A 26,491-nucleotide genomic window follows, 5' to 3' on the forward strand; every position below is an offset into this window, starting at 1 on the left:
GCCTAGATCTGATGTTGGAACAAACTATTTTTGCGAAAAACCCTTGACACTACCAATATATAAAAATAGATACACAAACAAACAATCGTGCAATCAACTGTTTGCAAAATTTGTAAAAAAAATATAGCCACGGCATTTTAACCCGAAAGTTTCTTTGCAGGCATTTCCCGATCAAGACCGAGGGTGGGCTCTCACGGCACGAAACCGTGATCCCCCCCCCACGTTTTCCCCGCCTAGAGAGCCGAGCGTATTTGATAAGCAACACACCTGGAATTTCGGGCATCCAGCCCTAACGCAAGCCCTCAGCCACCAAGCAACATCATTGCTGGTGGCTGAGGGCTAGTAGCACTAGATTCACTCAGCGGTTCTTACAAACTGTTCTAAACGAGCAATATCACTGGACGGCATCATGAGACTTTAACAAGCCAGGACACAAAAGCCTCCCGGCATAGGCACGAAAAAAGTAGCCAAAGCATCTAGCTACACACAGCAAAAACTCCAAGATTCGCAAGAATTAGCGTTTAGCCGTTCGTTCCACCATTACCTTCGCAAATGGCAATAAGGCCTATCAAATCATCTTCACAAAACTTGGGGGCTAGATAACCTGATACATGAATATGCATGAAGCATCTCTACGAGATGGAAAAGGAGAACGAGCTGAAACGGGAACAGGAAAAGGAAGGAAATGTAGCCTAGATCTGATGTTGGAACAAACTATTTTTGCGAAAAACCCTTGACACTACCCCCGCTAGGAAGCGGTCCATGACTTCAGCCTTGTAGCCGGTAATGAAGATTGTCTCGGAAGGGACGAGTAGCCGAGCGTCACCCACAATCCAGTCAATGATGGTCTTTCCGCCGACGGGCAGCAGGCACTTGGGCAGGGTATTGGTGTAGGGGCGCATGCGCTCGCCCTTGCCTGCAACGGGCAGAATAATCTTCATAAAAATCCTATATATTCCCTTTCAAATATTCAATACTTCTCACTGTTTCATTCGCAATTTTTTCATTCACAGGCGTATAATCTATCGCAGTCTCAAGAATTTTTGGCAAGTCATCTAAATTGTGAGCAATGCGAGAATCCAAGTTAAACTGCTCTAGCAAATGAGTCAATTTATTACTATTCATCCCACGAACAATAGTCGCAAACGGTCGGTTGTATTTGATAGAAAATACAGAACCATGGAACGTATCCGTCACAATATAGGACGCATTCTTGAAATAGGCAAGTACTTCAAAAGGATGCGGTACAACCACATCGTCACACCAAGAGAAATAGTGTCCAACAGAAATCAGCTTCAGGCCTTTCGATTTTGCAAAGGATTTAATCGCAGCAATTTCACCTTTGTCCTTGATACGCCCCGGATATGTATACACAATCATATAATCTTTCAAGGGAATAGTTACAGGTAAAAGATGGTCATAATTATAAATCAAAACAGGATCCAAATGTTTTTCGGGTTCAACACCCGTAAGGGCTTTTACTGCATCAAAACTATTGGCGTCGCGGACGGAAACTTTATCCATCTTTGAAAGTAGACTTGCAACAACATCCTTTATACCGAGTTCCTGCAACTTTTCAACGGTTGTAGCGCCAAAAGAACCTGCGTAAGAAATAACTTTTTCTGCATTCAAGCCTTCACCAAAAAGTTGACGAGAAAAACCAAACCATGTCACTTGTGCACAGTTAAATACTTCATCGCTTCCAATAACCACCACATCGTAATGTTCTTTGTTTTCAACAGGCTTTACGCCCAACTCAGGCAAGAATTCTTTTGAAAACCGAGTCTGGAAACGCTTAATGGTTTTAAATCGCTTAACAAAGTCAATTCCTGCCAAACGTTGAATTAGTAGTTTAATCTTATGAAATTTACTGATTTTATACACCCCCAGTTGTTCACCGGGAACAATGTTGATAAAATCACAAGCATGCCCAAGCGATTCAATATTATGTTTTAACGAGTATGCCTGCAAAAAAGAACCGTAGTTCTTTACCTGCTGCATGGATAGAATTGCCACTTTCATAACGATTTCACCTTGTTATAAATTCGCTTGACAAAACTGAATAAGCCCAATTTAGAAGAATATTCTTTAATTATTTCCTTCAGATTTCGATTCGTCAAACCATATTTTTTCCCAATTTTTTTCAGCGACATTTGTTCATTCAAAAAATCCCGAATAATTTCATCCCTTTGGGGATGACAAGGAGAAGCATTTGTCAAATTATGATTTTCTATTAAAGCTTCATCCAAAGTTCTCTCCTCAACAAACGATTCTTCGTCTAAAGACTTTATTGCGTTCAGCCCTTTCTCTGTATTCGCTAAAACAAGTGACACGCCATTCATTGTGTCATATTTAAAGGAAAATCCATGACGACCGATTCCCCAAAAATCCGCCAAAGTGATGTCCCCAATTCGGGGAATCTTAGCATAGCTGCAGGAATAGCATGATTTCCTGAATAAAGCGCTCTTATCAAAAGCTTTCATATATAGGGCATTCGAACCATAAACCGGCGTAAATCGGGATCCATCAACAGAATAAGAAGGAAACATACCCCATCCATCACGTCGCCTAAATTCAAAACCTTGAATTTTCTGATTTCCGGGAGAAAGATCCAGCGACTTTTGTAATTTATCTATATAGCTTTTAAAAACAGCGTTTGACGGAACGCCATGACAAGCTAAATCTATCGTCAATAAGTTTTCGTAGTCTTTCTTTAAAAATTTTCGTAATCCCGATACCTGACACGGTGTACCACAAAAAAGAACTTTTTTTCGGTCTTCAAGGCGAGTTTTAATCGTTCTAAATATCAGCCCAATTTCACTCTGTAAATATTTACTACCACGAAGCAATTGCAAGTCACCAATTGTCTGAATCTCTATATGTCTACAAAGCAAATCAGAATTCAACGAAGCTCCGAAAACACTCCCACCCTCAGAAAGAATCCCTCTTGCAAAGGCGGAAAACATGCCCCCACTGGAACTAATTCTTCTATCAAGGTTATGCCAGCCAGCATTAACTTTAGGGGTAGAAGTTCCCCATGGCAGATTTGCAGATAATGCTGGACAGGTTCGTTCACACAATCCACAATTTACGCATTTATCATCATCGACAACGGGTTGAGAAAACCCCTCTTTGTCCGCAATCATTCTGATTGCATTTTTAGGGCAAATGTTGGCACAAGCGGAACAACCTGTACACGATTCTATTGATGCTAAAATTGGCATACAAACCTTTTTAGAATATTTATTTTACCATATACAAAAAAGACACACCAAACTCATCTATATTCTCTCTGAAACGTTTTTATATATTCGCACCACATCTGAGCAATTTTATCTTCAGCATATTCAGTTACAATTTTTTTCGCCTCCGCACCCATCGCATCAGCTTCAACGGGATGGTCCGCTAGATAACACATTTGTTTTGCAAGATTTTCTACATCATGAGGAGGAATTAACAAACCATTTACGGTATGTTTTATTAAAAGAGCCGCACCACCAGGACGGCAATCTGTTGATATGCAAGGCAAACCGATAGACATCGCTTCAATAAGAGCGTTGGGAATACCTTCGAAATCAGATGAAAGTACGAAAAATTTTGAATTCTTTATACTTTCTTGAGGTGAACAAGAAACCCCTCCCAAAATCACAGACTCATTCAGATTTAAGTTTGCAATTTGTTGTTCAAGTTTTTCTCTATCGGGACCATCTCCATAAATCGTTAAAGTGTAATCTGGATGACTTTTAAAAAAAATAGAAAATGCGGCTATTAGAACATCAAGCCTTTTTTGAAAAATATCAAGTCGAGCAAGTGTTACTATATTATTTTCGCGCTTTTCAAATGTATTGATTGATACATCAGACCTGCATAATACAGGATTAGGAATGATTGCCGTAGGATGTTTTATTTCTTTATAGAATTCTGCAACCTTTGGCAATTGGAAAACAGCCCCATCAGCCAAGCAAAAAAAGGGTTTGACAATTTTCATTACCGTGTAATGCGGTTTGAAAGGGTCATTTCGTTCGCAAACGACAGATTTTGCTCCAGTTCCAAGGCTAGCCAACATGTTCAAAATATTCGCATCAAGTAAAAAGGATATAACGCACAAAGGTTTCACCCTTTTTACAACTTTACGGACCGCTCTAAATTGAGATATGAATCCCTTATTTTCCAAATCAACTCTTATCCAATTAATATTTGGCGACAGTTCCGTGACATCATTTTTCATATAAGTGAATACAGTTACCTCAAAACCCCTATCAGCCAACGCCTTAGCCACCCACATAAACATCTTGTAGGCTCCGCTATAACGAAGCTTTTTTATAATCATCAGAATCTTCATTTTATTCCTTAATCTTTATCACCTTTGCCGGCACCCCACCTACAACGGCATTATCAGGAATATCCTTAGTTACAACGGCACCAGCGCCAATAGTCACATTATTCCCAATCTTTACTGGTCCGAGGATTGTAACACCCGTACTAACATAGCAATTGTCACCAACGGTAATCGAACAATCAATTTGTGGATTTTTTTTCCCAAAAAGAACCATTGGCAAAATGGTGCAATTAGCGCCCATTTTTGTTTGAGGTCCAATTCTTACAAAACCAGGGTGCGGCAAAAGAAGCCCGGGTCCTGTCGTATTCGGAAATATGTATATGCCATATTTCAAGCAATTTTTTCTGTATTTTAAAAAGTAAAACGCATAAAGCAACTTGCAAATCAAATTCTTCTTATTATTCTGATAAAATTCCAATTTGCGCAGAGTCTCAAGATATTTTCGAGTTAACGCGTGTTCGCCATATGTCAACGTCGCTAGAAGCGGGTGCTTCATATTTTGGCGTACTAAATCAGCTTTAATATAAGCTTTCAAATCGGATTTTGTTCTAATCATTTTCAATTATCCTTTGAAATTCATTCATGCTAGCCGAATGATAACTACTACTCACTCGTCCCAATTTCGACGCCTTCAACATAGCCGATGCCAAAGACTCAGCATCTTCTGGCTCAGCTAAAAAACCATTAACGCCATTTTCTACTATTCTAGAAATAACAGGGATACACTTCGTGGCGGCAACAGGAGTTTCCAAATAAAGAGACTCAATTAAAACATTCGGTAGGCCCTCGTTACGAGAAGACAAAACGAAACAATCAGCATTTTTGACAAACACATAAGGATTTAGTTGAAAGCCCTCAAAAAAAACTTTATCAGAGACTCCCAATTCTTTAGCAAGTTTCAGAACTTCAATATAACAAGCTTCGCAATTCTCGGTAATCTTTCCTAAAATATGCAATCTTGCATTTGGCTGCTGATTAAGCACAAACCTAAAGGCCTTTACTAAAATATCAAACCCCTTCACAGGCTGGCAGCGTCCTGATGCAACATATACAACATCCCCATTTTCAACAAAAGGAGAAGGAGCATTCTTTTTTTCGTCAATCGTCATCTCATCAATGGGATTCTGAAGAGCGTAAACCTTCTTTTTCGGGAGTTTAATTTTATCGGTCAGTTCCAAAGACATCTCGTCCGTCTGAGCAATAACAGCATCTGCAAAACGATAGAAAACTCGCAACACCAACTTTTGTATTGCAGACAAAGTGTATATGTAGTTGTTGTTCCGAACTACAAATTTAATTTTTGGGAAAAATGGAGCTAAAGCGAGCAACTTTGTATTTACAAATGTAATTGAGGAAAAAACAACATCTGGTTTTTCTCTTGACACAATCTTCTTCAAAGCAAGAATAAGCCTAAGACCCCTGCACTTAGGAATACGCAAAAGAGTATATTCCTTAGGAATAAAATTTTCAATATTTAAAACACCCTTTGCATCACCAACTAAGCAAAAAGAAACCTCAAATTTTTCTCGATCCAAATTCTTTCCAATGGTAACAGTAACGCGTTCTGCACCGCCAACACCAGACTGGAGAAACATCAAAACTTTCTTTTTCATACAGGCCCCATATATTTAAAGCATTTTCCCGGTTTCAAGGAACCGGTTGTGCATCTCGAAGGCGCGGTCGAGCGCGAGCGGCAAGTGTTTGCCCTTCGCATGCCTGAGGCCGTATTCCAGAAAGTCCATCAGGGGCTCGCGGAAGTCCGGGTGCGCGCAGTTCTTGATAATGAGCCGTGCACGGTCTTCGGAAGCAAGCCCGCGGAGATCGGCAAGGCCCTGCTCCGTCACGAAGATCTGCGTGTCGTGTTCCGTATGGTCCACGTGGCTCACGTAGGGCACTATGCTAGAGATGGCGCCACCCTTCGCGACCGAAGGCGTGAGGAAGAACCCGAGGGCACAGTTGCGTGCGAAATCCGCAGAACCGCCGATGCCGTTCATCATCGCCGAGCCGCACACGAGGCTGCTATTCACGTTCCCGAAGATATCCGCCTCGAGGGCGGTGTTCATCGAGATGACGCCCACGCGGCGAATGATGTCGGGGCTGTTGCTCACCTCTTGCTGGCGGAGCACGAAATGCTTCTTCCAGTCGGCCGCATTCTGTACAAACTCGCGCTGGGCACCTTCGGACAACGTAAGCGCCGTACCGGAAGCGACACCGAGCTTGCCGTTCTTGAGTAGCGGAAGCACCGCCTCCTGGATGACCTCGGTAAACAGGTCGATGCGTCCGAGACGTTCGTCGTTCGCCATCGCGCAGAGGACCGCGTTCGCGACCTTCCCGACTCCGCTCTGGTAGGCCATTCCCTTCGGGAGCCTGCCGTGCGATTCCTCGAACCGGATAAAGTCGAGGATGCGTTCGCCGATGTTGCGCGAAACGTCGTCGGATTCAACAAACGGGGTCACCTCGTCGTAGCCGTCATTCTCGACGACCGCGACGACCTTATTCACATCAATCTTCACGAACTCGTCGCCCGCGCGGTCACCCGCACCGTATATCGCGAGCGGCCTTGCATGCGGGGCCAGTTCCGGGAGGGCGTTGTCGTGGATTCCCATGCAGCTGTCGCCCAGGCGGGTGTTGAGTTCCAAAATAATCTTCGGCGCCATGTCGAGGTAGCAGACCGAATTTCCGCCGGAAGTAGAAAGGCACACGCGGCCATCGGGCAGTATGGCGCTCACCTCGATAATCGCAACCGTAGGCGCGGGCACGGCACCCGTGCGCACGAGGTAGCCCATCTTCCCGAGGTGGGCGTCGATATAGCGGATGCTCCCGTCGTTTATTCCCTTGCGGAGGCTCGGGTTGCTCTGGTAGGGCATGCGCAGCTTGAGCGCACCTGCGCGGGCCAGGGCCCCGTCGCAGCTGTCGCCGGTCGATGCGCCCGCATAGAGCGTTACCTGGAAAGGCGTGCCGGCAGCATGCAACATCTCGGCACGGGCAGCGAGCGCGAGGGGAACCGCCTTCGGGTAGCCCGCGAGCGTAAAGCCCGAAACTCCGAGAATATCGCCATCCTGAATCATCGCCGCGGCATCTTCCGCGGAGCACTTCTTGCTTGTAATCCAGTTCATAATATTCAATTCAATAGCAACTAGTTGTTTTTTATACCGCATTAAAAAAACAGACCACTTTTATAATCGACATTCTTACACATCATTCTCATCTGTCGGCAAATGTATCAAATCTCCAAAAGTTCTATCCCATTCTTTGGGTGAAAACGGCGCCATTCCGGAACCTGGGAAAAAAGTTAATTCTCCAAAATAAATAGTTCCATTGACATTATATAAATCAACTCGAATAAAATGAAAATTTTCGGAAAGTTTGGTCGCAAGTTCGACCATCTTTTCAAAATTTTGTGGTTTAGGCAAGTTTTCTTTCGAAAAGCTATGACCTTTTTTGATTGGCATATGATTCCAATTCAAATCAAAATAATCAAAAGTCAAATTGGAGCTTCTATTTCCACATACCAAAACACAATAAGGGCGGCCTTCAAAACAATAGAATTTGTAATCTTTCAAATCCGAATCTGACTCCAAAAATTTTTCCGCTATAACTCGACGAGGCACTTTTGCATACGGGTACTCTCTATTTTGAATTACATAGGTTCGTTTTAATCCTTTACGAATTTTTTTCCTTACTTCTTCAAAATCAAGTTTCTTCTTATCCTTGCAAACAACCAAGCCACCACTATCATGAGTACACTTCAAAACAAACTGAAGAGGAAGTCGGTCGAAATCAATTTCTTCTGCATTATTAAAACTCGCTATTGTAGGAATAATGTATTCACGTCCTATTTTCGAAGCCACGTAATCTTTCACTGCTGCTTTATCCACTAAACAGGTATATTCCTCATGTCGATCATAAACTTTCATCCATTGAAGTTTTTCACTAAATGTTTTTGGATGTTTCCAATCCATCCAATATCCAAATCGAGTCCAAAACTTAATGCTGAGATACAATTTATCCGGCAAGCAACGAGCTATCGTCCTAGACACATGATAGCGAATTTTCCAAAATTGTCTTTTACTCATATTTTACCCTCACCTTATATTCAATTTATCAAAAATATTCATCCATTTATTGACAATTTCACTTACCAAATAACACTTAGACCGTTTTACGGCATTCATTTGACATTCATGACGATAGCGCTCATCTAAAATCATCTTTTCTATACAAGAAGCCAAAGCATCAACATCCTCTACAGAGCAAAGCAACCCTTCTTTTTCATTTGTAATAATTTCACGCTGTCTTCCTTTGTAGTCACAAGCAACGCAAGCGCAACCTTGAGACATTGCTTCAGTTAGCACCATGCCAAAGCCCTCATATCGACTGCTTAAAACAAAAATTGACGCTTTTTGATATTGTTCAAGCATGTCAACAAAACCTAATAAATCCACCTGCGACGCAATTTTTTTTTCATTAATAATCTTTTGCAAATATTCTGGATTTCCATCTCCAGCAATCTTTAACTTCCAATTTGGATATTTGAATGCGATTTGGCTCCATGCATCTATCAACAAATCAAAGCCCTTATAGTGCCAAGCATTCAAACGCCCAGCTGCCAAAATACTTTCTTCTTTATCAGGTATATTCTGCACAGGCACGAATGAAACGGGGTTCGGCAAAACATATGTATTAGAAGTAAAGTCTGCTCCCATTTTTTTGGTTAAGAAATCCTTATCTGCCTGAGTTAAAACGGTTACAGCATCAAACAACTTGTTTGTCGCAAATTTTTGTTCATATTGAATTTTCTTCATTGGAGCTGAGGCAGGACGCTCATAAGAATTATGTTCCGTTATAATTATTGGAACCTGACGCAATCCCTTCATGGCTTTCTTTATTTTCATCCCCCATTGTGGCAAAACACATATCACCACATCGGGGTTCGATTTTTTCAAAATGTGACGAATTTTTCGGGTCTTAATAAACTGGGGAATAATTTTCGTTGCAATCTTGTCGTTTAAGGCACATTCATAATATATGTTGCTTTCAGAGGGAACCTCATAAGTTACCGGCGAGCTGTAGCTTCCAAGCAAAAAATCAACCGAAAGCCCTTCTTGGACAAAACCTTTTGCCCACATAGAAGCAACTCTTTCTGCACCACCATGAGTTAAGCGCCAAACACAAAGTAAAATTTTCATATTCATTCCTTTTTCGGTAGAATCAATTGCAGCATTAAAGAATCAAGATCTTTAGATGATTTTCTTATTCCAAAACCGGCCCCATTCATGCCCCATAATGTATAGGAAATATTATTTTCTCTAAGAACATGAACTAAATCGTTAAACCAAGAATATCGAACAGAATCCGGCACTGTTCGTCGACATCCAAATTCTCCAACATTTAAACGAAGCCCATATTTTTTTGCAACAACGACAGCCTTTTCTATTTCTAAACGCATTGTATTTATATCAAAATTTTTTTTTGCATAAGCATATTTCTTTTTTAGGGAATCTGGCATTTTTTCAAATTGATCTTGAGGAATTGTCGATCCCGGATATACGACAGGCCCTTCATAATAACGAGCAGAGCTCCAATGAGCCTTGTAATGAGTTAACACATTAGGCTTGTAGAAATGAAATGTCAGTATCAAGTTCTTATCTGTTTTCGGAAGGTTTAGATACTTAAACGTCCACAACTGATTCCCTCTATTCGAGCCGATAAAAAGCATTCGTTCGGGCTCTTTTTCTCTAATAAAATTAATCCATTTAAAGACTAATTCATTCCATGCATCGTGACTATCTTTTGGTGCAGCAGGCTCATTCAAACATTCATACGCCAAAAAATCTACAGGATAACGCATTAACATATTTTGCAATTTTTCCCAAATCTCAAAGAAATGCGCTTTACTTTTTTCATTAAAAAAAAGGGGGCTTCCGTCTTTGCCAAAATGATGATCTCTAGTAACATGCAAATCCAAAACAACTTTCACACCCAATTTTATACAATACTCAATTCGGTCATCTAAAACCGCTATCACGTTTTCCCTAAAATTCAAGTCATCGTCAAAAAGACTTTCCTCACTAACCGGAATCCGAACATGATCAAAGCCAAGTTCTTTCAAAAAAACAATTTTGGTCCTTGTGCACATCGTATCTAACGTCAATGAATCTAAGGTTTTAACCTCCAACCAATTATTGAGATTAATTCCTCTCTCGATAAAAAAAAGTTGATTATCTATTTCTTTAGGAAATGGCTTTGTCACAAAAAAAGCCACACAAATAAAAAAACAAAAAAAACTCACTAAGACATTCATTTTTCTAAATATTTCTTAGGGACAATATTGCAAAAAACTGATGGCGAAAAGAATCTAGAACAAATGAAAAGAAAAGTCAATGAAGTAAAACCAGATGCAAAAGAATTACTTATTGACGCAAGGAGCACATACAAAGATATTATTTCTATTTTCACTCTCGTTGGATACTCTTTAAAAAATTTACACAGCAATTTTCCATACAAAAAATATGCGACAAATGTAAAAAGCAAGCCAAACAGTAAAATATGTATTATAAAGAAACTTTCAATTATAAGGACTCTCATTTCCAACATTACATTTTGCAAATTTTGCATTGACATACCCCAAACAAAATTTCGCCAATTTGAATCGAGCAAATACTCATACATTCTTGAGCGCACATCAATTGAACTATCATCAGCAGATATATGAATTAATCTTGAACCAAAACCCAAATAGAACGCAAATAGAGCAAATATACATACTATTACAAGCAGTAGAACAGCAATTATGTTTTTACTCATACTTTTTTTCATATGAGTAAAAACATAATAAAATAAATACGCAAGACTAACAACGATTGACATTCGTCCCTGAAAACACAAAAGAGAAAGAAAGCCCAAGGTCCACAAGAAAATTTTCACCTTTAATTTTAAATCACTATTCAAAATAAATGCAAGCATACCACTCACAATCAATGCGCTTGTCAAGCTTGCTCCAGCTAATGCGACAGATCTATTCACGACTCGGAATCCAGCAAGGCCGTCTTCATATGTAGTATTTTGATAATTTAATATATGAAAATGTCCTAAATATTCAATAATGGCAAAAGAGACGGTCAAAAAGAAGAACCCCGTCACGCAAAAATACATTATTTGAAAATATTTCTTATTATTATAAAATAAACTTTCGTCTGGAATTGTAAAGGCTACCATCATCGGTAACGCCATAATTAGGATACTTTGTACAGAGCCCGAAAGCATTCCTGTGAAGGATCTAACAACAAATAAGATTATAAAGAATACTCCAAAAGCCCTAAGCAACGAATCTTTTTGTTTCTTTTGACACAAGGAAAAAAAAGTCAAAACAAACATAAAATACAGTACATATTGCTTCACATGCAAAGTCGAAGCAATGTTAGGTAACAAGAAGAAAAAAGCCAAAAGTACAATGTATTTCAAAGACATTTTAGAATTTACTCATCACAAAAATCATGATTCATTGATTTATCCAAGGGATAAACACTTTCATTCGGATGTTCCGCAAAAAACTTCCATATTTGCATTTCAAACTTTTTATTATTAATACGCCTGAGGCCCGAAGAAAGTAATTTTGCGGGAATTCCGCCAATAGAAGATTCCTCGGGAATATTAGACATATCCTTATTTACTAAACTATGGCTTGCAACAATCGTTTTATTTGGAATTACCGCACCAGCAGCAATTGTCGATGAATTACAAATCCAACAAGAGTCGCCAATACGAATCGGTTTACAATATCTTCCAACCGTTCCCTTTTCAAAATTCGCAACAAAATGAAAGTTTGAATCTAAAATTTGGCAACGATGGGTAATTCTTGTAAAATTTCCTACTTTAACATATTTATGCGCTGTTATATTACAACAGTGCATAATCTTAGCGTTTGCGCCTACATCCAAAACCCCATTTCGTCCTACATTGATTTTATTCGCTGTATATATAAGACAAGGCCCCCTAAAAAGGATTTTCCCCCAATTATTAATAGCGGTACTTTCACCGGGATTTGATGGAGCCCCTGAATTCGTCTGATTTAAACGAATCATACCGCATTTACATTTCTCAACGCATTCCATATCCCCATAAAGAGCGAAGAGTTTCGGCCAGCCATACACAAAAACAGGAAATCTTATAGCCTGCTTAAAGGGAAAGCTTCGAAAATTTAAATATAGTGTAATTAACGGATTAAACCAATTTCGATAAGGCAAAGATTCAATCCAACGACAATAAAACTGTCCCAATTTCCAAAAAACCTTTTCTTTTCTGCCTTTTTTCATTTTTTTAAGACCTTTTTCTTGAAAACAACCAACAATGCTTTACGTTCAACCGCATTCAACCCAATAAAACAGATAGTCAAAAGATTAATAATCATTACTAAAGAACCTAAAGCCACTCTATGCGTCACAGATTCACTCATTAAACCGTGCATAATTAAGCCTATTCCTCCAGATAAAGCCACTAAGCCAACTATTGGAAAAAGCACCTTCTTAATATATTCTACTAAAGACAAGGGAATGTATTTTTTTATTATAAAAAGAACCACCCAAATATACACAAATCGAACACAAATATTTGTAATGAAAACACTTGCCGCTGGAAAACCGAGTTTTAGAAAAACATAGGAAATCGGGAAACTCATCAAAAAAACAGAACTTCCAATACAAATATACCTTTTCAGTTTTCCCACAGCAAGCGCTATTGACCATATAGGATTATTGAGAATATTCACTAAGGAATAAGCTAGTATCAAATTAACAAATAATCCCGTATTTTCAGGAACCTCTTTCAACCAAACAGAGAGAACCACATCAACGCAAAGCATCATCGGCAAGCAAAAGAACCAAAGCAAAAAAAACGAATACTTAGACGTTCCATAAAACAATTTCATTAAATAGTCATAATCTTGGGCCGCGTACGATTTTGTCAATTGTGGCCTAACAGAAACAAAGAAATTTGTCGCATAATTATTAATTGCATGATTTAAATGCGATGCAATCGCCTTGGCGGCATTAACAACAGGCCCAAAGAAAATATTTAACAAAATATCAATGCCTTGATTATTTATCGCCCATACCGCTGTGCCAACAGAATTCCACCCAATCATTGAAAAAGTTTCTTTCACATCATTTCGATTAAGCAAAAAATGAAATTTACATTCTGCATATTTTCTTTTGCAATACAGGTAATAAAAAAACTGTATAGAAAAAGCAACCAAAACGAGAAGTACAGAATACATTATTAGTCTATCAACTGGAGACAGAGAAATCAAAAAAGCTATACCTAACTTAGCCAAGCCCTCATAAATTCCAACATAAGAGTATATCTTCATGTTTTCATGAGCAATTATAGCAGAATTATAAACAACACCAAGAAGGGTCACAACTAATGAAACAACCATTAACTGAAAAGTCCAAAATGCAGCGGTCATCCTCCCTGCAGGAATTACTAGTTTATTATACAGGAACCACATCCCCACCGTTTCTGCCAATAAGACAATAACTAGAGCAATAAGAATATACAATGTCTGGTGTTGGCAGAACGTTTTTAATGCAAGATCCGCATTTTCTTTTCCTAAAGCAACGTTCAAATAGCGCTGTGTTACATTTGACAACGAAGAGCGAAAAAAGACAAACATTGATGTCAATCCGCCAACAACGCTATGAATACCATAATCAACAACACCGAGTTTATCAAGAACCACTCGTGATGTATAAAAAGCAATGAACATAACAAAAAGCATTCGGAAATAAAGAAACAAAGTGTTCTTTAAAATCCGTTTACTTTTTGTCGATTCCGATTCAGCCATCATTATCAGAAAAACTATTTCAAGTAATACTCAGCATACCATTCCGCAAACTTTCTCAATCCTTCGCGGAGTGGAGTGGAGGGTTTGAAGCCGAAATCTTGCTCCAGGGCAGTCGTGTCGGCGTAAGTTACAGGCACATCGCCGGGCTGCATGGGAACGAGCTCCTTGTGCGCTTCGAAGTCGTAATCGGCAGGAAGCACCTTCGCACGGACAAGTTCTTCTTGGAGGATTGTCACAAAATCGAGCAGATTTTCTGGATGGTTATTACCGATATTGTAAACCTTGTACGGCGGAAGCGGGAGACCGTCTTCGCCGTTCTGCTTTTCGGGGGCATGTTGCATAACGCGGACAACACCTTCGACGATATCATCGACAAATGTGAAGTCGCGCTTGCACTTGCCGTAATTGAAAATCTGGATAGTCTTGCCAGCCTTGAGCTTGTTGGTGAAGCCGAAATACGCCATATCGGGGCGACCGGCAGGGCCATAGACGGTAAAGAAGCGAAGGCCTGTGCTGGGGATGTTGTAGAGTTTGCTGTAGGCATGCGCCATGAGTTCGTTGCTCTTTTTGGTAGCGGCATACAGCGAAACCGGATTATCGACCTTGTCGTCGGTGGAATACGGAATCTTCTTGTTGCTGCCATACACGCTGGAGGAGCTGGCATACACGAGGTGTTCGACTTCAAAATGCCGGCACGCTTCTAGGATATTGTAGAATCCGATGAGATTGCTCTGGATATAGGCATCCGGGTTCGTGATGGAATAGCGAACGCCTGCCTGGGCGGCGAGGTTCACGACAACGGCAAAGCGGTATTTTTCGAAGAGACTGTCAATGGCAACCTTGTCAGCGAGGTTCGCTTTGACGAAGGTCCATTTTTTTCCAGTTGAGGTCGCGAGGGATTCGATTTCCTTAAGACGTTCGAGCTTGATGTTCACGTCGTAATAATCGGTGATGGAATCAAGGCCCACGAGTTCCGAACAATTATAGTCATTGAGTAGCTTTTTGCAGAGGTTGCAACCGATGAATCCGGCGGCTCCGGTCACTAAAACAGTTCTTCCGTCTAGAATAACATTCTTGTCAAGCATAACTAGCATCCAATCGCACTATACTCGAAGCCAGCTTCGGCGAGTTCTTTCGCGTCGTAAATGTTGCGACCGTCAATGATGAGCGCGTTCTTCATGGACTTCTTCATCACGCCGAAGCTCGGCATGCGGAACTGCTTCCATTCGGTCACGAGCAACAAGGCGTCGGCATCGAGCAATGCTTCGTACATGTCGTTGCAGTACGTGACGATGTCGCCCACGCGACGTTTGCATTCGTTCATTGCAACCGGGTCATACACGCGGACGGTAGCACCGGCCTTAGTGAGCAAGTCAATCAGCACGAGGGCGGTCGCTTCGCGCATATCGTCAGTTTCCGGCTTGAAAGCGAGGCCCCACATGGCAATCGTCTTGCCTTTGAGGTTTGCTTCGCCGCCAAAGCGCTTCGCAAGCTTATGAAAAAGCACCGTCTTCTGGTATTCGTTCACGTCTTCGACAGCCTTCAGCACGCCCATCTTGTAGCCGTTCTTTTCGGCGGTCTTGATGAGGGCCTTCACGTCCTTCGGGAAACAGCTTCCACCGTAGCCGCAGCCAGGGTAAAGGAACTTGGAACCGATGCGGGTGTCGCTACCGATGCCCTTGCGGACCATGTTCACGTCGGCGCCCACAAGTTCGCAGAGGTTCGCAATGTCATTCATAAAACTGATGCGGGTCGCGAGCATGGAGTTCGCTGCGTACTTGATCATTTCTGCACTCGGGATGTCGGTGAAAATCACGCGGAAGTTGTTGAGCATCATCGGGCGGTACAGGCGGGTCATGAGTTCCTTCGCCTGTTCGCTTTCGACACCTACTACCACACGGTCAGGTTTCATGAAGTCCGTGATGGCAGAACCTTCTTTGAGGAATTCCGGATTGCTCGCCACGTCGAACGGGACCTTCACGCCGCGCTTGTCGAGCTCTTCCTGGATGGCGGCCTTGACCTTCTTAGCGGTACCGACCGGAACAGTAGACTTAGTCACGAGAACGGTGTATTTTTTGATGTTCTGACCGAAAGTGCGTGCCACGGCGAGAACATACTGCAAGTCTGCAGAACCATCTTCATCCGGGGGCGTACCCACGGCGCTGAAAACCATCTCGACATCGTCAAGGATGCTCGCCAAGTCGGTCGTAAACTTCAGGCGGCCTTCGCGCTGATTGCGCAGGACCATCTCGTCGAGACCCGGTTCGTAAATGGGGATTTCGCCCTTCTGGAGAGATTCAATCTTTGCCTGGTTCACATCCACGCATGTCACATTGACGCCCATTTCAGCAAAACATGTGCCGCTAACGAGTCCAACATAACCGGTTCCAACAATCGCAATATTCATATTTTTTCCTTAAATTTCAGGATTTAATCTCTATTTTTCCTGGTACCAATTTTTCCTTCAAAAACTTCACCGGAAAGCAAAATGTAGCCAGCAAATACCGTTTCCGTGTATGCTTTTCCTTAATCATGCGGTACACAAAGCGGAGGTTCAGCGCATCAAAAAATCTAGGGTAGTAGGTGATCTTTTTCCTTGCCGTCTGCGAAATAAACCCGCCGCACGTAAAGGCGATACCGCCGTATCCGGCATTTTTCAGGCGCTCTAGGAACCTTTCCTGCCGCACTATCCCCATCCCGCAAATCACAAAGTCCGGGTTGACGCGCATGATTTTCTCGATTTCGGTGTCAATTTCACGCTCGTCGGCAAAGTAACCGTTGCGGAACCCGACAAAGTTCAGCTCGGGGTAGTGTTCGCTGAATATGGAGACCGACCGTTCCACTTCGTCCTGCTTGCCGGCCACGATATAGATGCTCTTGCCGTGGACTTCGGAGTAGCGGAAGAGTTCCGGGGCAAGCGACGTCATGTCGAAGCTGCGGCGCTTGACGTGTTTGCGGTAGAGCCACTTGATGGCAATGGCCAGGAACTTGCCGTCGACAAAAATTCCGTCGAATTTTGAAAAAAGGTCCCTGTTCTTGAGGGCGTCCAGGTACGAGACCGGGTTGAGGAAGGTGTAGATTTTCCCCCTGTCCTCGAACATTTCCGTATAGCACGGGTTCGTCGCGACTATCTTCTGGACCAAGACTGATTTGGGCATAATCAAGCTATTTCCCCATTACAAGGAACTTCGGGTAGTGGTTCGGTCAACAAAATGTCACTATACAACATCATCGCAAGGGTCTCGAGTATTCTATTAGGTAAAAATTTAGAAAATTACAGATATGCTACAAGGGGGTTACATCTTTTATAGCGGAGAAACATGGTGTTGCTTACAACATAGTGATATAGAACACGCTCTCCTAAGGAGCATACGAAGAATCTTTAGCGTAAAGTTTCGAAAATAAACTAGCCCCGAAGCGGGACGCTTCGGGGCGGTAGTCAGGTAAATCCGTAGGGATTTTAGCCCTCTTCGAGGGCTTCCTTGTACTCGTCGACTGTGGCGATGTATTCGTCGATCATGTCGTCCTTGGAATCGAGGTAGGCAAGGATCTTTTCCAGATGCTCTTTCTTGAACACGGCCTTGAGCTGACGGCTTGCGTGGCCGCGGTAGCCCCATTCCTTGAGGATTTCGTCGGTCACGACGAAGGAGTCGTTCATCGACACGAAGCGCATCGGGCCGTAGACTGCCCAGTTGTGTTCCATCTGCATGCATTCCGGTTCTTCCATTTCGGGGTGAGCCAGGTAGCGCTGGATGTGGCGGGTGCGCACGTCCTTGATCTTGTCGATGCGCATATAGCCCATAATCAGGTACTTGTTGCGGAGTTCGGAATCGCTGAGGCCTTCGTAGCGGGTTCCGAAAAGAATGTAGCGGCTCTTAGCCTTGAGGATGGCGTTGATAGCCTTCACGTTGTAGCAGCTCATGAGGCCGTAGGTGCTGGTTTCGTAGTTGGGTTCGTAAAGGAAACCCTTGCCGTTCTCGTTCAACTGGTCGCGGACCGGCATTTCGGACTGGTGGCTGGTTTCGACGTAGAGCAGGCTTCCGGCGGCATTGCCGCGGTAGTCCTGCCAACCTTCGAGATTGATCTGTGTTTTAGGCATTTTGACATCCACTCTAGTTAGGTTAAACTTTGGGAACCCCGAACTTTTGGCCCGGAGTCCCCTTTTTATAAAAATCCTACAAGCGGACTACTTATGGTAGTCCGTTGCCTATTTTCAACATGCAAGATACAAATTTATAAGCTAGAAGGTGACCGACTCCGCCGAAAAACCCGTCATTCCAAAGAGAGATGCCCCTTTTTCGAAGAATTTCGCGGTATCGGTCGTCAAAAAATGAGTTTTTCCATCTTTTGTAAGGCGCGCATCCATTTCCGGATGGCGTTTCAGGTAGTCCACGGTCTTTTCGGACACGATGTCACCTTGGAAAACGAGGTTCACGTTCGCGGGTAGCGCCGAGCGGATCGCCCCTTCCAGGAGCGGGTAATGGGTACAGGCAAGCAGCACGGTATCGATTTCCGGATCCTCGACCAGGAGGACGTCCACGTCCTTTTTTACAAAGAACTTCGCCCCTTCGGATTCACGTTCACCGTATTCCACCAGCGGAACCCACATGGGGCATGCATGCTGCGTCACGTGCAGCTCGGGGTAGAAATGGTTGATTTCAATCAGGTAGCTGCCCGAAGATACTGTACCCACGGTCCCGAAAATGCCAATATGTCCCGACTTGCTGAACTTGCCGATTTCTTCGGCGGTAGGCCGCACAATGCCGAGCACTCGCCTGTCGGGAAACTCGTAAGGGAGCACATCCTGCTGGATGCTCCGAAGCGCCTTGGCCGATGCCGTATTGCACGCCAATATCACCAGCGGGCATCCGCGGCGGAACAGTTCGCGCACCGCCTGCAGCGTGTAACGAAATATAGTCTCGAAAGTCCTCGAGCCATAAGGGGCGCGCGCATTGTCGCCCAGATAAAGGTAGTCGTACTGCGGAAGCGCCTGTTGCAGATTCCTAAGAATCGTGAGGCCGCCAAAGCCCGAATCGAACACGCCGATCACAGGGCGTCCTCCATCATCTTGTGAACCATAGGGAGCATATCGACTTTCGGGTCGAACTTCGCATTTTCCTTGCGACATTCCAGAACATCCACTGGGGAGAGCACCTTCACGTTCACCTTGCAGCGTCCCCAACCTTTACGGCGTTCCCATACGGGGCCGGAGCCCTTGATGACAAGCGGGAGAAGGATGGCGTCGTTTTCGCAGGCAAAGCGGAACACGCCACTTTTGAAAGTGCCGAGCGCACCGGTCTTGCTGCGGGTGCCTTCGGGGAATATAAAGATTCTTGACGATTGGTTCCTTTCGGCGATGGCCTTGCGCACGGCACGCGCCGCGCCGCCCTTTTCGCGATTCACCAACACGCAGCCAATCTTGAGCATCCAGAAATGCAAAAACGGAATACGGCCTAGCGACTGCTTTGCCACGAAACCCACGGTTTTCTGAATGGCGAGAAATACGATCGGAATATCGACGAACGAATTGTGGTTGCCGACAACAAATACGGGGCGGCACCAATCCACCTTGCCAAGCTCCGCCTGGTTTTCAATGGAGAGGTCCACCCGCAACAGATACATGCACAGGCGAGAAAATTCCTGAATCTTGTAGTCCAGCCAAACGTCCAGTTTCTTGCCGTAGCGCAACTTGAAAAAAGGAAGCAAGAGTATATGCACGAACATATACAATAGCACCACTGTCGCCACATAGATTTTAAACAAGATTACCGGCATACAAAAATTCCAACTGCGATTCCGGTTTGTATCAAGAGACATGTCAGCGCGCATACCCGTGGGCATACCTCTTGGCAAAAAGCGAGAACGCCTGAACTTGCGCAGCTTGCCTTTCCAGAATCTACGCCTGCAATATAACAAAATCAGATAGGCCTCGGCGCGGGTCACACCGACATAATAAAGCCTACGTTCCTCTTCTAGCTGCTTTTTTCGGGCAGCCCGGTTCCCGGTACACTCTCCGGGCGTGAGTTTTTCGCAAAGTCCGGCATAGTACACGACCGCATACTGTAGTCCCTTTGAAGCATGTACGGTTTCGACATGGACTCCGTCTTCGACACTCACCTCGGGCAAGACCTCGCCCGACTCCGTTTCTGCCGCACTCGATACAATGTCGCCCGCCACGGGGATCCCGTAGTCACGAAGTGCCTGTTCGTAATAAAGGCGTTGCCGATTGTAGCGCACCAGAATGGCAAACTGCATCCACTTGAGATCGTAACCTAGCCGAAGTTCCTTGATTGACTCGACGATTTTCAGGATTTCTTCGACAGGGTTTTCGGATTTCCAAACTTCGGGCTTGCGGTTTTCCTTGTACAGAGGATTTCCGCCTGATCCGTTCAGGTTCCCCGCGCGCAGCACCTTGCGCAAGTGGAGAGGCTTGTTCTTGAAGATTTCATTTGCAAGGTAGAGGATATTCGGAACGGAGCGGTAATTCCATTCCAGGCGAATGAGCGTACTTTCCTTGAAGTCTTCGCAAAAGCGTTCGATATTCCCGATGTCTGCCCCGCGGAACCCGTAGATGGCCTGGTCGTCATCCCCCACCACGAACAGCTGCTTACGATCGCCAAGCAGATTCTTTACCAACCGGTACTGCGACGGGTTGATGTCCTGGTATTCATCGACCAGAATTTCTTTCCACATTTCCCGAAAATATTCACGGGCAGCCGCATTGGTTTCAAGCAGGCGAATGGCAAGATAGATTAGGTCCTCGAACACGACCTGCCCCGACTGGAACACCGATTCGCGAAGGGGTGCAAGTTTCGCCGTCACGGCCTCGCCGTATTCATCCGAGAAAAGCCTTTCGCGAGAAACTTTCGCCCTGAGTTTCAGTTTCGAGACTTCTCGGGCAAAGTCGCGCTCCGAAGATTCCGTAGGCGACGGCATTTTCTTAAATCCAAGGAGTTCGTATGCATAAGAACCTTGTGATTCGACAGGCTCATCAACTAGTTCACTTCGGCCTTGCTCAGTGAACTTGTCACTAGGACTCTGCACTTGCCAAAGGGCAAGTTCACTTCGGCACTGCTCAGTGAACTTGCCTACAGGTCCCTGAGCTTGTCGAAGGGGCGGCACTCGGCACTTTAGCATGTACAGTGCAAGCGAATGGAACGTACACAGCCGCACCCCCGCATCGGGGAACAGTTTCTGCACGCGTTCGCGCATCTCGGCGGCGGCCTTTGCAGTAAACGTGAGTGCCAGAATTTTTTCGGGTTCGACACCGCATAAAATGCGGTACTGGATTCGCTTGGTCAACACCGAGGTCTTGCCCGAACCGGCGCCCGCCAAAATTAAAAGTTGAGCATTTTTCTCATGGTCGTGCAGCACCGCCGCACGCTGGTCTGAATTCAGTCCCTTGAGGATTTTTTCGGCGTCCATAACGCCTCATTGTATGGCTCCTGGTACGTGTACCGAGGCGCCGCTATATATCAACCGTCGCTCACCTTGCGGAGAGCGTCGTCACATCATTTCGAATCGGCTGTCGCCGTGCCGTTTTCCAAAGCGGAATCATCGCGTACCGCGTTTCCGTTCACACCTGCCGGAGCACCTCCGAGCAAGAATACGAAAGCACCGAACAGGCTCAGCACCAAGCTTACAAGGTAGGCCAGCAGCTGAATGACTACCGATTCAAGTCCCGGAACCCCGGCACGGGCAAACAGCGACTGCGCCAGAAGTTCACGCGGACCAAAGCCACCAATCGATATCGGGAGCGCACTCACGATTGCGACCAGCGGGATATAGTAGAAGTACCACGAAATCGAAAGATCGACCCCGACTGCGATTCCGCAAAAATAGTGGACAAAAATGCGGAGCGACTGCGTGACCGCAGAAAGGGCGCTGATAAGTACCCACAGCTTTACCGAGCGGAAATTTTGGAACCGTTCGAACATGTGAATCAGGCGCTCGTTAATTTTTTTCGGGAAAATCTTCGTCAGAATCTTGCACAGGAGGTTTCCGAGCCTACGGCTGCAAAGAGCGGCAAACAGAGCACAGAAACCAAGGAAAATCCAGACCGAGGGCCACATGAAGGAACGTTGGGCAGCATCGTGCATAAAGAACATCAGGCCCATCGCAAGCGCAAACAACGTAATAAAGAAAAGTCCGAACAGTCGGTCAAAAAAGGTGGCCGTAAGCCCTGCGCCTACTGTATCCTGTCCGCCCTGCATACGGATGTCGTAAATTTTCTTGGCGTCGCCACCTACATTCCCCGGCATAAAGTTGTTGAAAAAAAGCCCCACGTAGTAAAGCTTGAGCAGGTGCCCGTAGCCCATTTGCACATTCTGCCGCTCTAGCAGGAGTTTCCACTGCAGGCACGCCGTAAAGTTCGAAAGTCCCAGGCACAAAAGCGCCACAATCAGGGGCCATACGCTATGGGTGCTAAAGAGGGTGTACAGGTCGTCGATACTCCAGTCGGGCGCCATCACAATGTTCTTGTAGACAAAGTAAGCCGGAACGAGCGTTACCACCAACTTGAGGCAAAATACCAGGATCGATTTCAGGCGACCGTTCAACTTACTCATCGGAAGCCTCCGACACCTGATGCTGAATGACCGTATCCTGCAAAAGGTCAAGAGTCATTTCGGCAGCAATGTCCCAGCGGAATTCATCGGCATATTCCCTTGCCGCTTGAGCAAGGCGCATCCGCAGGTCGTCGTTGCTGTAAATGCGGTCCATCTCGAAGGCGCAGGATTCCGCATCCCCTACCGGGAAAAGGAGTCCCGTCTCGCCGTTCCGCACACTGTCGCGCAGTCCCGGCACATCGCAGGCGATTGTCGTTGTACCAAGTTTCGCCGCCTCGACTACGGTAAGGCCCCAGCCTTCCTTGTAGCTTGTCTGCAAAAGGGCTACCGCATTCTGCAACAGTTTTCGTTTTTTGGCCGTGGAGACAAACCCCAACAGATCCACACGGTCCGAAAGGCCCCGCTGGTTCAACCACGCCGGAATCTTTTTCAGGAGCGGTCCGTCGCCTGCCACCACGAGTTTTACGTCCGGGTGATTCTCCGCAAATTTTTCAAAGGCTTCTAGAGCCGTCCAGATTCCCTTGTAGCGGTGCACACGCGAAAGCCACAGGAAATAAGGTGTCGACGGGGTTTCGTCCGTTTCCTCCCCAGGAGCACTTTCTTCAGGAAGGGTGGTCGGCTCCACGTCATCCGAGCCAGGCTCCATTTGTGTCGGTTCCACGTCATCCGAGCCAGGTTCCTTTTGTATCGGGTCAACGTCATCGGAACCGTTATAGATGACCGAGATGCGGTCTTCTTCGACGCCGATTTCAGAAAGTTCGCGACGCGTACTCGGGCTCACCACAATGAAGGGCTGTTTCGTATAGAAGAACGGAATCATCCGCTCGAAAGCCCAAACCACAAACGCCACCGGGAACGCCGCCTCGTGGAAAATGGAGCCACGCCACAGGTGATGCATCTGCACCACCACCGGTTTCTTGATCAAAAACGGCGTAAACAGCGGAAGCTTGTTCAAGTCCTCGACCACCACATCGAAGTTGAATTCGCGGTCGAGACTCCGGATATTCATTGCCGCCGTAAGCTGGAACAGCAGATCGCCACCCTTGCGGATGACCTCGATTCCATCGACAGTCTCGCGGGGCTTACAACCGGCGAACGCCGTCGTGAGGAGCACAACCTTGTGCCCCGCTTCGGCAACCAGCGAAAAAATACGGTGAAGGTGCTTTTCGGCTCCCCCTGCGGCAGGGTGAAGGCGATCGCGGTAATTGACTACGAGGATGTTCATCGGCTAGGGCTTTCTGCCCAGGACTCCAATGCACAGCTGCGTATAGTGCATAAGCGAATTGTTTTCGAGCGCATCCAGAATCGCATCTTTTGCCTTCTGGTAGGCCGTACCCTGCAACGGATACTTCGGCAGTTCCACGCCCACCTTGAATCCCACTTCGCGGAGGATTCGGTAGAACAGGTTCGGGCGCATCCAGTCGCCATACTGGTAGATACATTCAAAACCTGCATCGGTCATGAGCTTTTTCAGCTGCGGCATGGTGAACTGTTTTTCCCAGCCGGCAAACCACTTGTCCATGGCAATCAGAATATGCTTGATAACGGTATACGGATGGACGGTCTGCGGCACGTCGCACAGACAGTGACCGCCGTGTTTCAAGATGCGGTAATTTTCCTTGATCAGCGGGAGCGAATCCTTAAAATGCTCGGCCAGCCCCTGATGGAACACCAGGTCAAAGGTGCAATCCGGGAACGGCGCCTTGAACGCATCGCCGCGCACAAGCTTCAGGTTATCGTAAAGGTTATCCTTCGCGCGAATGGCGTCCACAATTTTCAAACTGTTTTCGGCGTAATCCAGCACATAGACGTCGGCACCCAGGCGGGCCAGTTCAGCACTGTCGCGACCGGTACCGGCTCCGACCTCCAAAACCTTGAGGCCCTCGAGCTTAAAATTCTTCTTAATCGTATTCAGGACCGACGGAGACGAAGGGTAAACCTTGTCCATATCGTTCTTCTGTTGCCAGAACTTATTCCATACCGACTGATCAGGTTCTTTAATAGACATAGCGCGTAAAATATACGAAATTTTATATGAAATTTTTGAAAAGGGGTATGCATCCCCCTAAAACCCCTATTCTAATTAAAGATCATCCAAAAGCAACTGCAGGGAGCAATACAATCAAGAAGGGGCGCACATCAATAGTCATAATTCTATGACTATATTTTACATTTTTAGACAATTTTTCTATATTTAACACACAGGTGGCACGAAATAGGGCCAATTTTTGTTAAATTTGATACACTTTGCGATTTTTTTACACTATTGGCACACATCTTGCTTAAAAAAAAGCGATATTATAAGAGTAAGGTCGTAAACATGCATATTGATTCAACAGATACTACACTAAAAAGATACCTAGAAGATATTCGACGCACAGCACCCCTTTCCCGCGAAGAAGAACAGATTCTTTTCCAGAAAGCAAAAGAAGGCGACAAGATCGCCCGTAAAAAGCTGATTTCCGCAAACATGCGTTTCGTTCTGAAAGTCGCCATCCAGTACCGCGGCTGCCCGATTCCGCTGCCTGACCTAGTGAGCGAAGGCGCCATGGGACTCGTGCGCGCCATTGAATCTTTCGAACACACCCGTGGTCTTAAGTTCATTAGCTACGGCGTTTGGTGGATCAAGGCTTATATTACCCGCGCCATCAACGAGCAGGGCAACCTGATCCGCCTTCCGGCGAACCAGCACCTCCGCGTACGCAAGGCTTTGCACGAACAGAGCCGCGGTAAGGAAATCAACGAAGAAATCCGCGAACTCATCCAGATCGGTCAGCGCGGCGTTTCTTTCGACAGCCCGCTGAAGGCGGATTCCAAGGCGACGTACGCCGAAGTGCTCCCCGATGGCACCGCGACGAACCCGGAAAACGAATCCGAAATCCAGAGCGTCGAGGCTTTGGCCCGCGACCTTATGGAACAGCTCCCGGAACGCGAAGCCAAGGTGATCACCGGTATCTTCGGCATTAACCAGGAAGCTCCGCAGACGCTGCGTGAAGTGGGTGAATCCATGAACATATCCCACGAACGTGTCCGTCAGTTGCGCGACCAGGCTCTCCGCCGCATCCGCAAGTACAACAGCAAGGAATTCCTGCAGGACAAGAAGGAAGCGTTCTTGGCCGCCATTAATAAGTAGCGAGTCGAGCGTCGCAGAAAAACGCTTGCGTTTTTCTATGACCGAGACGAAGCACTTATGGACGCGGAGCATCAATAATAGCGAGTCGAGTGTTGCGCGCAAGCCGAAGAACTGCGCATAACCGAGGCAAAGCAATCCACCCCAGTTTAAAAACTGGGGTGTTTTTTTACGTGCAGCGCTGCGCGCTCCCCGCAGCAGTCGATACTCCACGCTCGGGGAATTTTCAACGTCATTTTGCAGGAACGGGCATATAAAACATTGATTTTCAGTAGTTTTATACGCCCCTTCTGCCATTTTTCAGACAAACTATCCGTCGTTTCGTAGACCAGGAGCATCCGAAAGGCATACAAATCCGCAATTTGAGTGTTCTTTATACGCCCCCGCCAACCAGAATACGTTATTTTATACAAAAAGGGGCATATAAAAATTCCTATTGAGCCCGTTTTATACGCCCCACCGTCAAAAATGTCACCTAAAAGAGCATAAAAAGCCAAAGCCGGTTCGGTCGCATGTCGTGAGCCACAAAGCCCCAAGCGTTAAGCTGGGGCGGTGGCGAGAGAACCGGCTCTAGAGCAAGAACCTTGCTGAACATAGCCGGTTCGGTCATA

23 protein-coding genes are annotated in these 26,491 nt (G+C 45.3%); 1 reads left to right on the plus strand and 22 read right to left on the minus strand.

What is annotated here, in order from left to right; all coding sequences use genetic code 11:
• Window positions 1-692: 692 nt before the first annotated feature.
• From Q0W37_RS13245 to Q0W37_RS13350, 22 genes are all read right to left on the minus strand, one after another.
• The gene (locus tag Q0W37_RS13245) at window positions 693-941 is read right to left on the minus strand and encodes a sugar phosphate nucleotidyltransferase (protein WP_297702027.1); all 249 of its coding nucleotides are present in this window, start codon (window positions 939-941) and stop codon (window positions 693-695) included.
• A gap of 7 nt (window positions 942-948) precedes the next feature.
• Complete coding sequence (locus tag Q0W37_RS13250) at window positions 949-2,022, minus strand: polysaccharide pyruvyl transferase family protein (protein WP_297702028.1); 1,074 nt, start codon at window positions 2,020-2,022, stop codon at window positions 949-951.
• Window positions 2,019-3,224 carry a Coenzyme F420 hydrogenase/dehydrogenase, beta subunit C-terminal domain gene (locus Q0W37_RS13255; protein ID WP_297702029.1) on the minus strand — a complete coding sequence of 402 codons (1,206 nt, stop codon included), beginning with the start codon at window positions 3,222-3,224 and terminating at the stop codon, window positions 2,019-2,021. The genes Q0W37_RS13250 and Q0W37_RS13255 overlap by 4 nt, the downstream gene beginning before the upstream one ends.
• Before the next feature lie 53 nt (window positions 3,225-3,277).
• Window positions 3,278-4,342, minus strand: a complete 1,065-nt coding sequence (locus Q0W37_RS13260) for a glycosyltransferase (protein ID WP_297702030.1) — start codon at window positions 4,340-4,342, stop codon at window positions 3,278-3,280.
• 1 nt (window position 4,343) lies between these two features.
• The gene (locus Q0W37_RS13265) at window positions 4,344-4,895 is read right to left on the minus strand and encodes a serine O-acetyltransferase (protein ID WP_297702031.1); all 552 of its coding nucleotides are present in this window, start codon (window positions 4,893-4,895) and stop codon (window positions 4,344-4,346) included.
• Window positions 4,888-5,952: a glycosyltransferase gene (locus tag Q0W37_RS13270; RefSeq protein ID WP_297702032.1), complete on the minus strand. Its 1,065-nt coding sequence runs from the start codon at window positions 5,950-5,952 to the stop codon at window positions 4,888-4,890. The genes Q0W37_RS13265 and Q0W37_RS13270 overlap by 8 nt, the downstream gene beginning before the upstream one ends.
• A 15-nt stretch (window positions 5,953-5,967) precedes the next feature.
• Window positions 5,968-7,455 (minus strand): acetyl-CoA hydrolase/transferase C-terminal domain-containing protein, encoded by a 1,488-nt coding sequence (locus tag Q0W37_RS13275; RefSeq protein ID WP_297702033.1) that lies wholly within the window; start codon window positions 7,453-7,455, stop codon window positions 5,968-5,970.
• A gap of 75 nt (window positions 7,456-7,530) precedes the next feature.
• Window positions 7,531-8,415, minus strand: coding sequence for an ATP-grasp fold amidoligase family protein (locus tag Q0W37_RS13280; protein WP_297702034.1), 885 nt, complete (start codon window positions 8,413-8,415; stop codon window positions 7,531-7,533).
• A 9-nt stretch (window positions 8,416-8,424) separates the two neighbouring features.
• Entirely contained in the window at window positions 8,425-9,528 is a 1,104-nt protein-coding gene (locus tag Q0W37_RS13285) for a glycosyltransferase family 4 protein (RefSeq protein WP_297702035.1), read from the minus strand.
• A 2-nt stretch (window positions 9,529-9,530) separates the two neighbouring features.
• Window positions 9,531-10,643, minus strand: coding sequence for a cellulase family glycosylhydrolase (locus Q0W37_RS13290; protein ID WP_297702036.1), 1,113 nt, complete (start codon window positions 10,641-10,643; stop codon window positions 9,531-9,533).
• The gene (locus tag Q0W37_RS13295; protein WP_297702037.1) at window positions 10,640-11,572 is read right to left on the minus strand and encodes a hypothetical protein; all 933 of its coding nucleotides are present in this window, start codon (window positions 11,570-11,572) and stop codon (window positions 10,640-10,642) included. Before Q0W37_RS13295 ends, Q0W37_RS13290 begins: the two co-directional genes overlap by 4 nt.
• A gap of 245 nt (window positions 11,573-11,817) precedes the next feature.
• The gene (locus tag Q0W37_RS13300) at window positions 11,818-12,654 is read right to left on the minus strand and encodes an acyltransferase (RefSeq protein WP_297702038.1); all 837 of its coding nucleotides are present in this window, start codon (window positions 12,652-12,654) and stop codon (window positions 11,818-11,820) included.
• Window positions 12,651-14,186 carry a hypothetical protein gene (locus Q0W37_RS13305; protein WP_297702039.1) on the minus strand — a complete coding sequence of 512 codons (1,536 nt, stop codon included), beginning with the start codon at window positions 14,184-14,186 and terminating at the stop codon, window positions 12,651-12,653. Before Q0W37_RS13305 ends, Q0W37_RS13300 begins: the two co-directional genes overlap by 4 nt.
• Window positions 14,187-14,197: 11 nt before the next feature.
• The gene (locus tag Q0W37_RS13310; protein ID WP_297702040.1) at window positions 14,198-15,268 is read right to left on the minus strand and encodes an NAD-dependent epimerase/dehydratase family protein; all 1,071 of its coding nucleotides are present in this window, start codon (window positions 15,266-15,268) and stop codon (window positions 14,198-14,200) included.
• A gap of 2 nt (window positions 15,269-15,270) precedes the next feature.
• Window positions 15,271-16,590 carry a UDP-glucose/GDP-mannose dehydrogenase family protein gene (locus Q0W37_RS13315; protein WP_297702041.1) on the minus strand — a complete coding sequence of 440 codons (1,320 nt, stop codon included), beginning with the start codon at window positions 16,588-16,590 and terminating at the stop codon, window positions 15,271-15,273.
• 16 nt (window positions 16,591-16,606) lie between these two features.
• Complete coding sequence (locus Q0W37_RS13320; protein ID WP_297702042.1) at window positions 16,607-17,341, minus strand: WecB/TagA/CpsF family glycosyltransferase; 735 nt, start codon at window positions 17,339-17,341, stop codon at window positions 16,607-16,609.
• 302 nt (window positions 17,342-17,643) lie between these two features.
• The gene (locus Q0W37_RS13325; protein WP_297702043.1) at window positions 17,644-18,282 is read right to left on the minus strand and encodes a hypothetical protein; all 639 of its coding nucleotides are present in this window, start codon (window positions 18,280-18,282) and stop codon (window positions 17,644-17,646) included.
• 141 nt (window positions 18,283-18,423) lie between these two features.
• On the minus strand, window positions 18,424-19,233 hold the full coding sequence (gene murI, locus Q0W37_RS13330) for a glutamate racemase (RefSeq protein ID WP_297702044.1): 810 nt from the start codon (window positions 19,231-19,233) through the stop codon (window positions 18,424-18,426).
• Entirely contained in the window at window positions 19,230-21,608 is a 2,379-nt protein-coding gene (locus Q0W37_RS13335) for a UvrD-helicase domain-containing protein (protein WP_297702045.1), read from the minus strand. Before Q0W37_RS13335 ends, murI begins: the two co-directional genes overlap by 4 nt.
• Before the next feature lie 86 nt (window positions 21,609-21,694).
• Entirely contained in the window at window positions 21,695-22,750 is a 1,056-nt protein-coding gene (locus tag Q0W37_RS13340) for a lysylphosphatidylglycerol synthase transmembrane domain-containing protein (protein WP_297702046.1), read from the minus strand.
• Window positions 22,743-23,975 (minus strand): glycosyltransferase family 4 protein, encoded by a 1,233-nt coding sequence (locus Q0W37_RS13345; protein WP_297702047.1) that lies wholly within the window; start codon window positions 23,973-23,975, stop codon window positions 22,743-22,745. The genes Q0W37_RS13340 and Q0W37_RS13345 overlap by 8 nt, the downstream gene beginning before the upstream one ends.
• A gap of 3 nt (window positions 23,976-23,978) precedes the next feature.
• Window positions 23,979-24,758: a class I SAM-dependent methyltransferase gene (locus tag Q0W37_RS13350; RefSeq protein WP_297702048.1), complete on the minus strand. Its 780-nt coding sequence runs from the start codon at window positions 24,756-24,758 to the stop codon at window positions 23,979-23,981.
• Between the two features lie 312 nt (window positions 24,759-25,070).
• Between Q0W37_RS13350 and Q0W37_RS13355 the strand changes: the two genes are divergently transcribed.
• Window positions 25,071-25,883 carry an RNA polymerase sigma factor RpoD/SigA gene (locus Q0W37_RS13355; protein WP_297702049.1) on the plus strand — a complete coding sequence of 271 codons (813 nt, stop codon included), beginning with the start codon at window positions 25,071-25,073 and terminating at the stop codon, window positions 25,881-25,883.
• The last annotated feature ends 608 nt before the right edge of the window (window positions 25,884-26,491 follow it).

Origin of the sequence: uncultured Fibrobacter sp. (genome assembly GCF_947166265.1) — a bacterium.
Lineage (GTDB): Bacteria > Fibrobacterota > Fibrobacteria > Fibrobacterales > Fibrobacteraceae > Fibrobacter.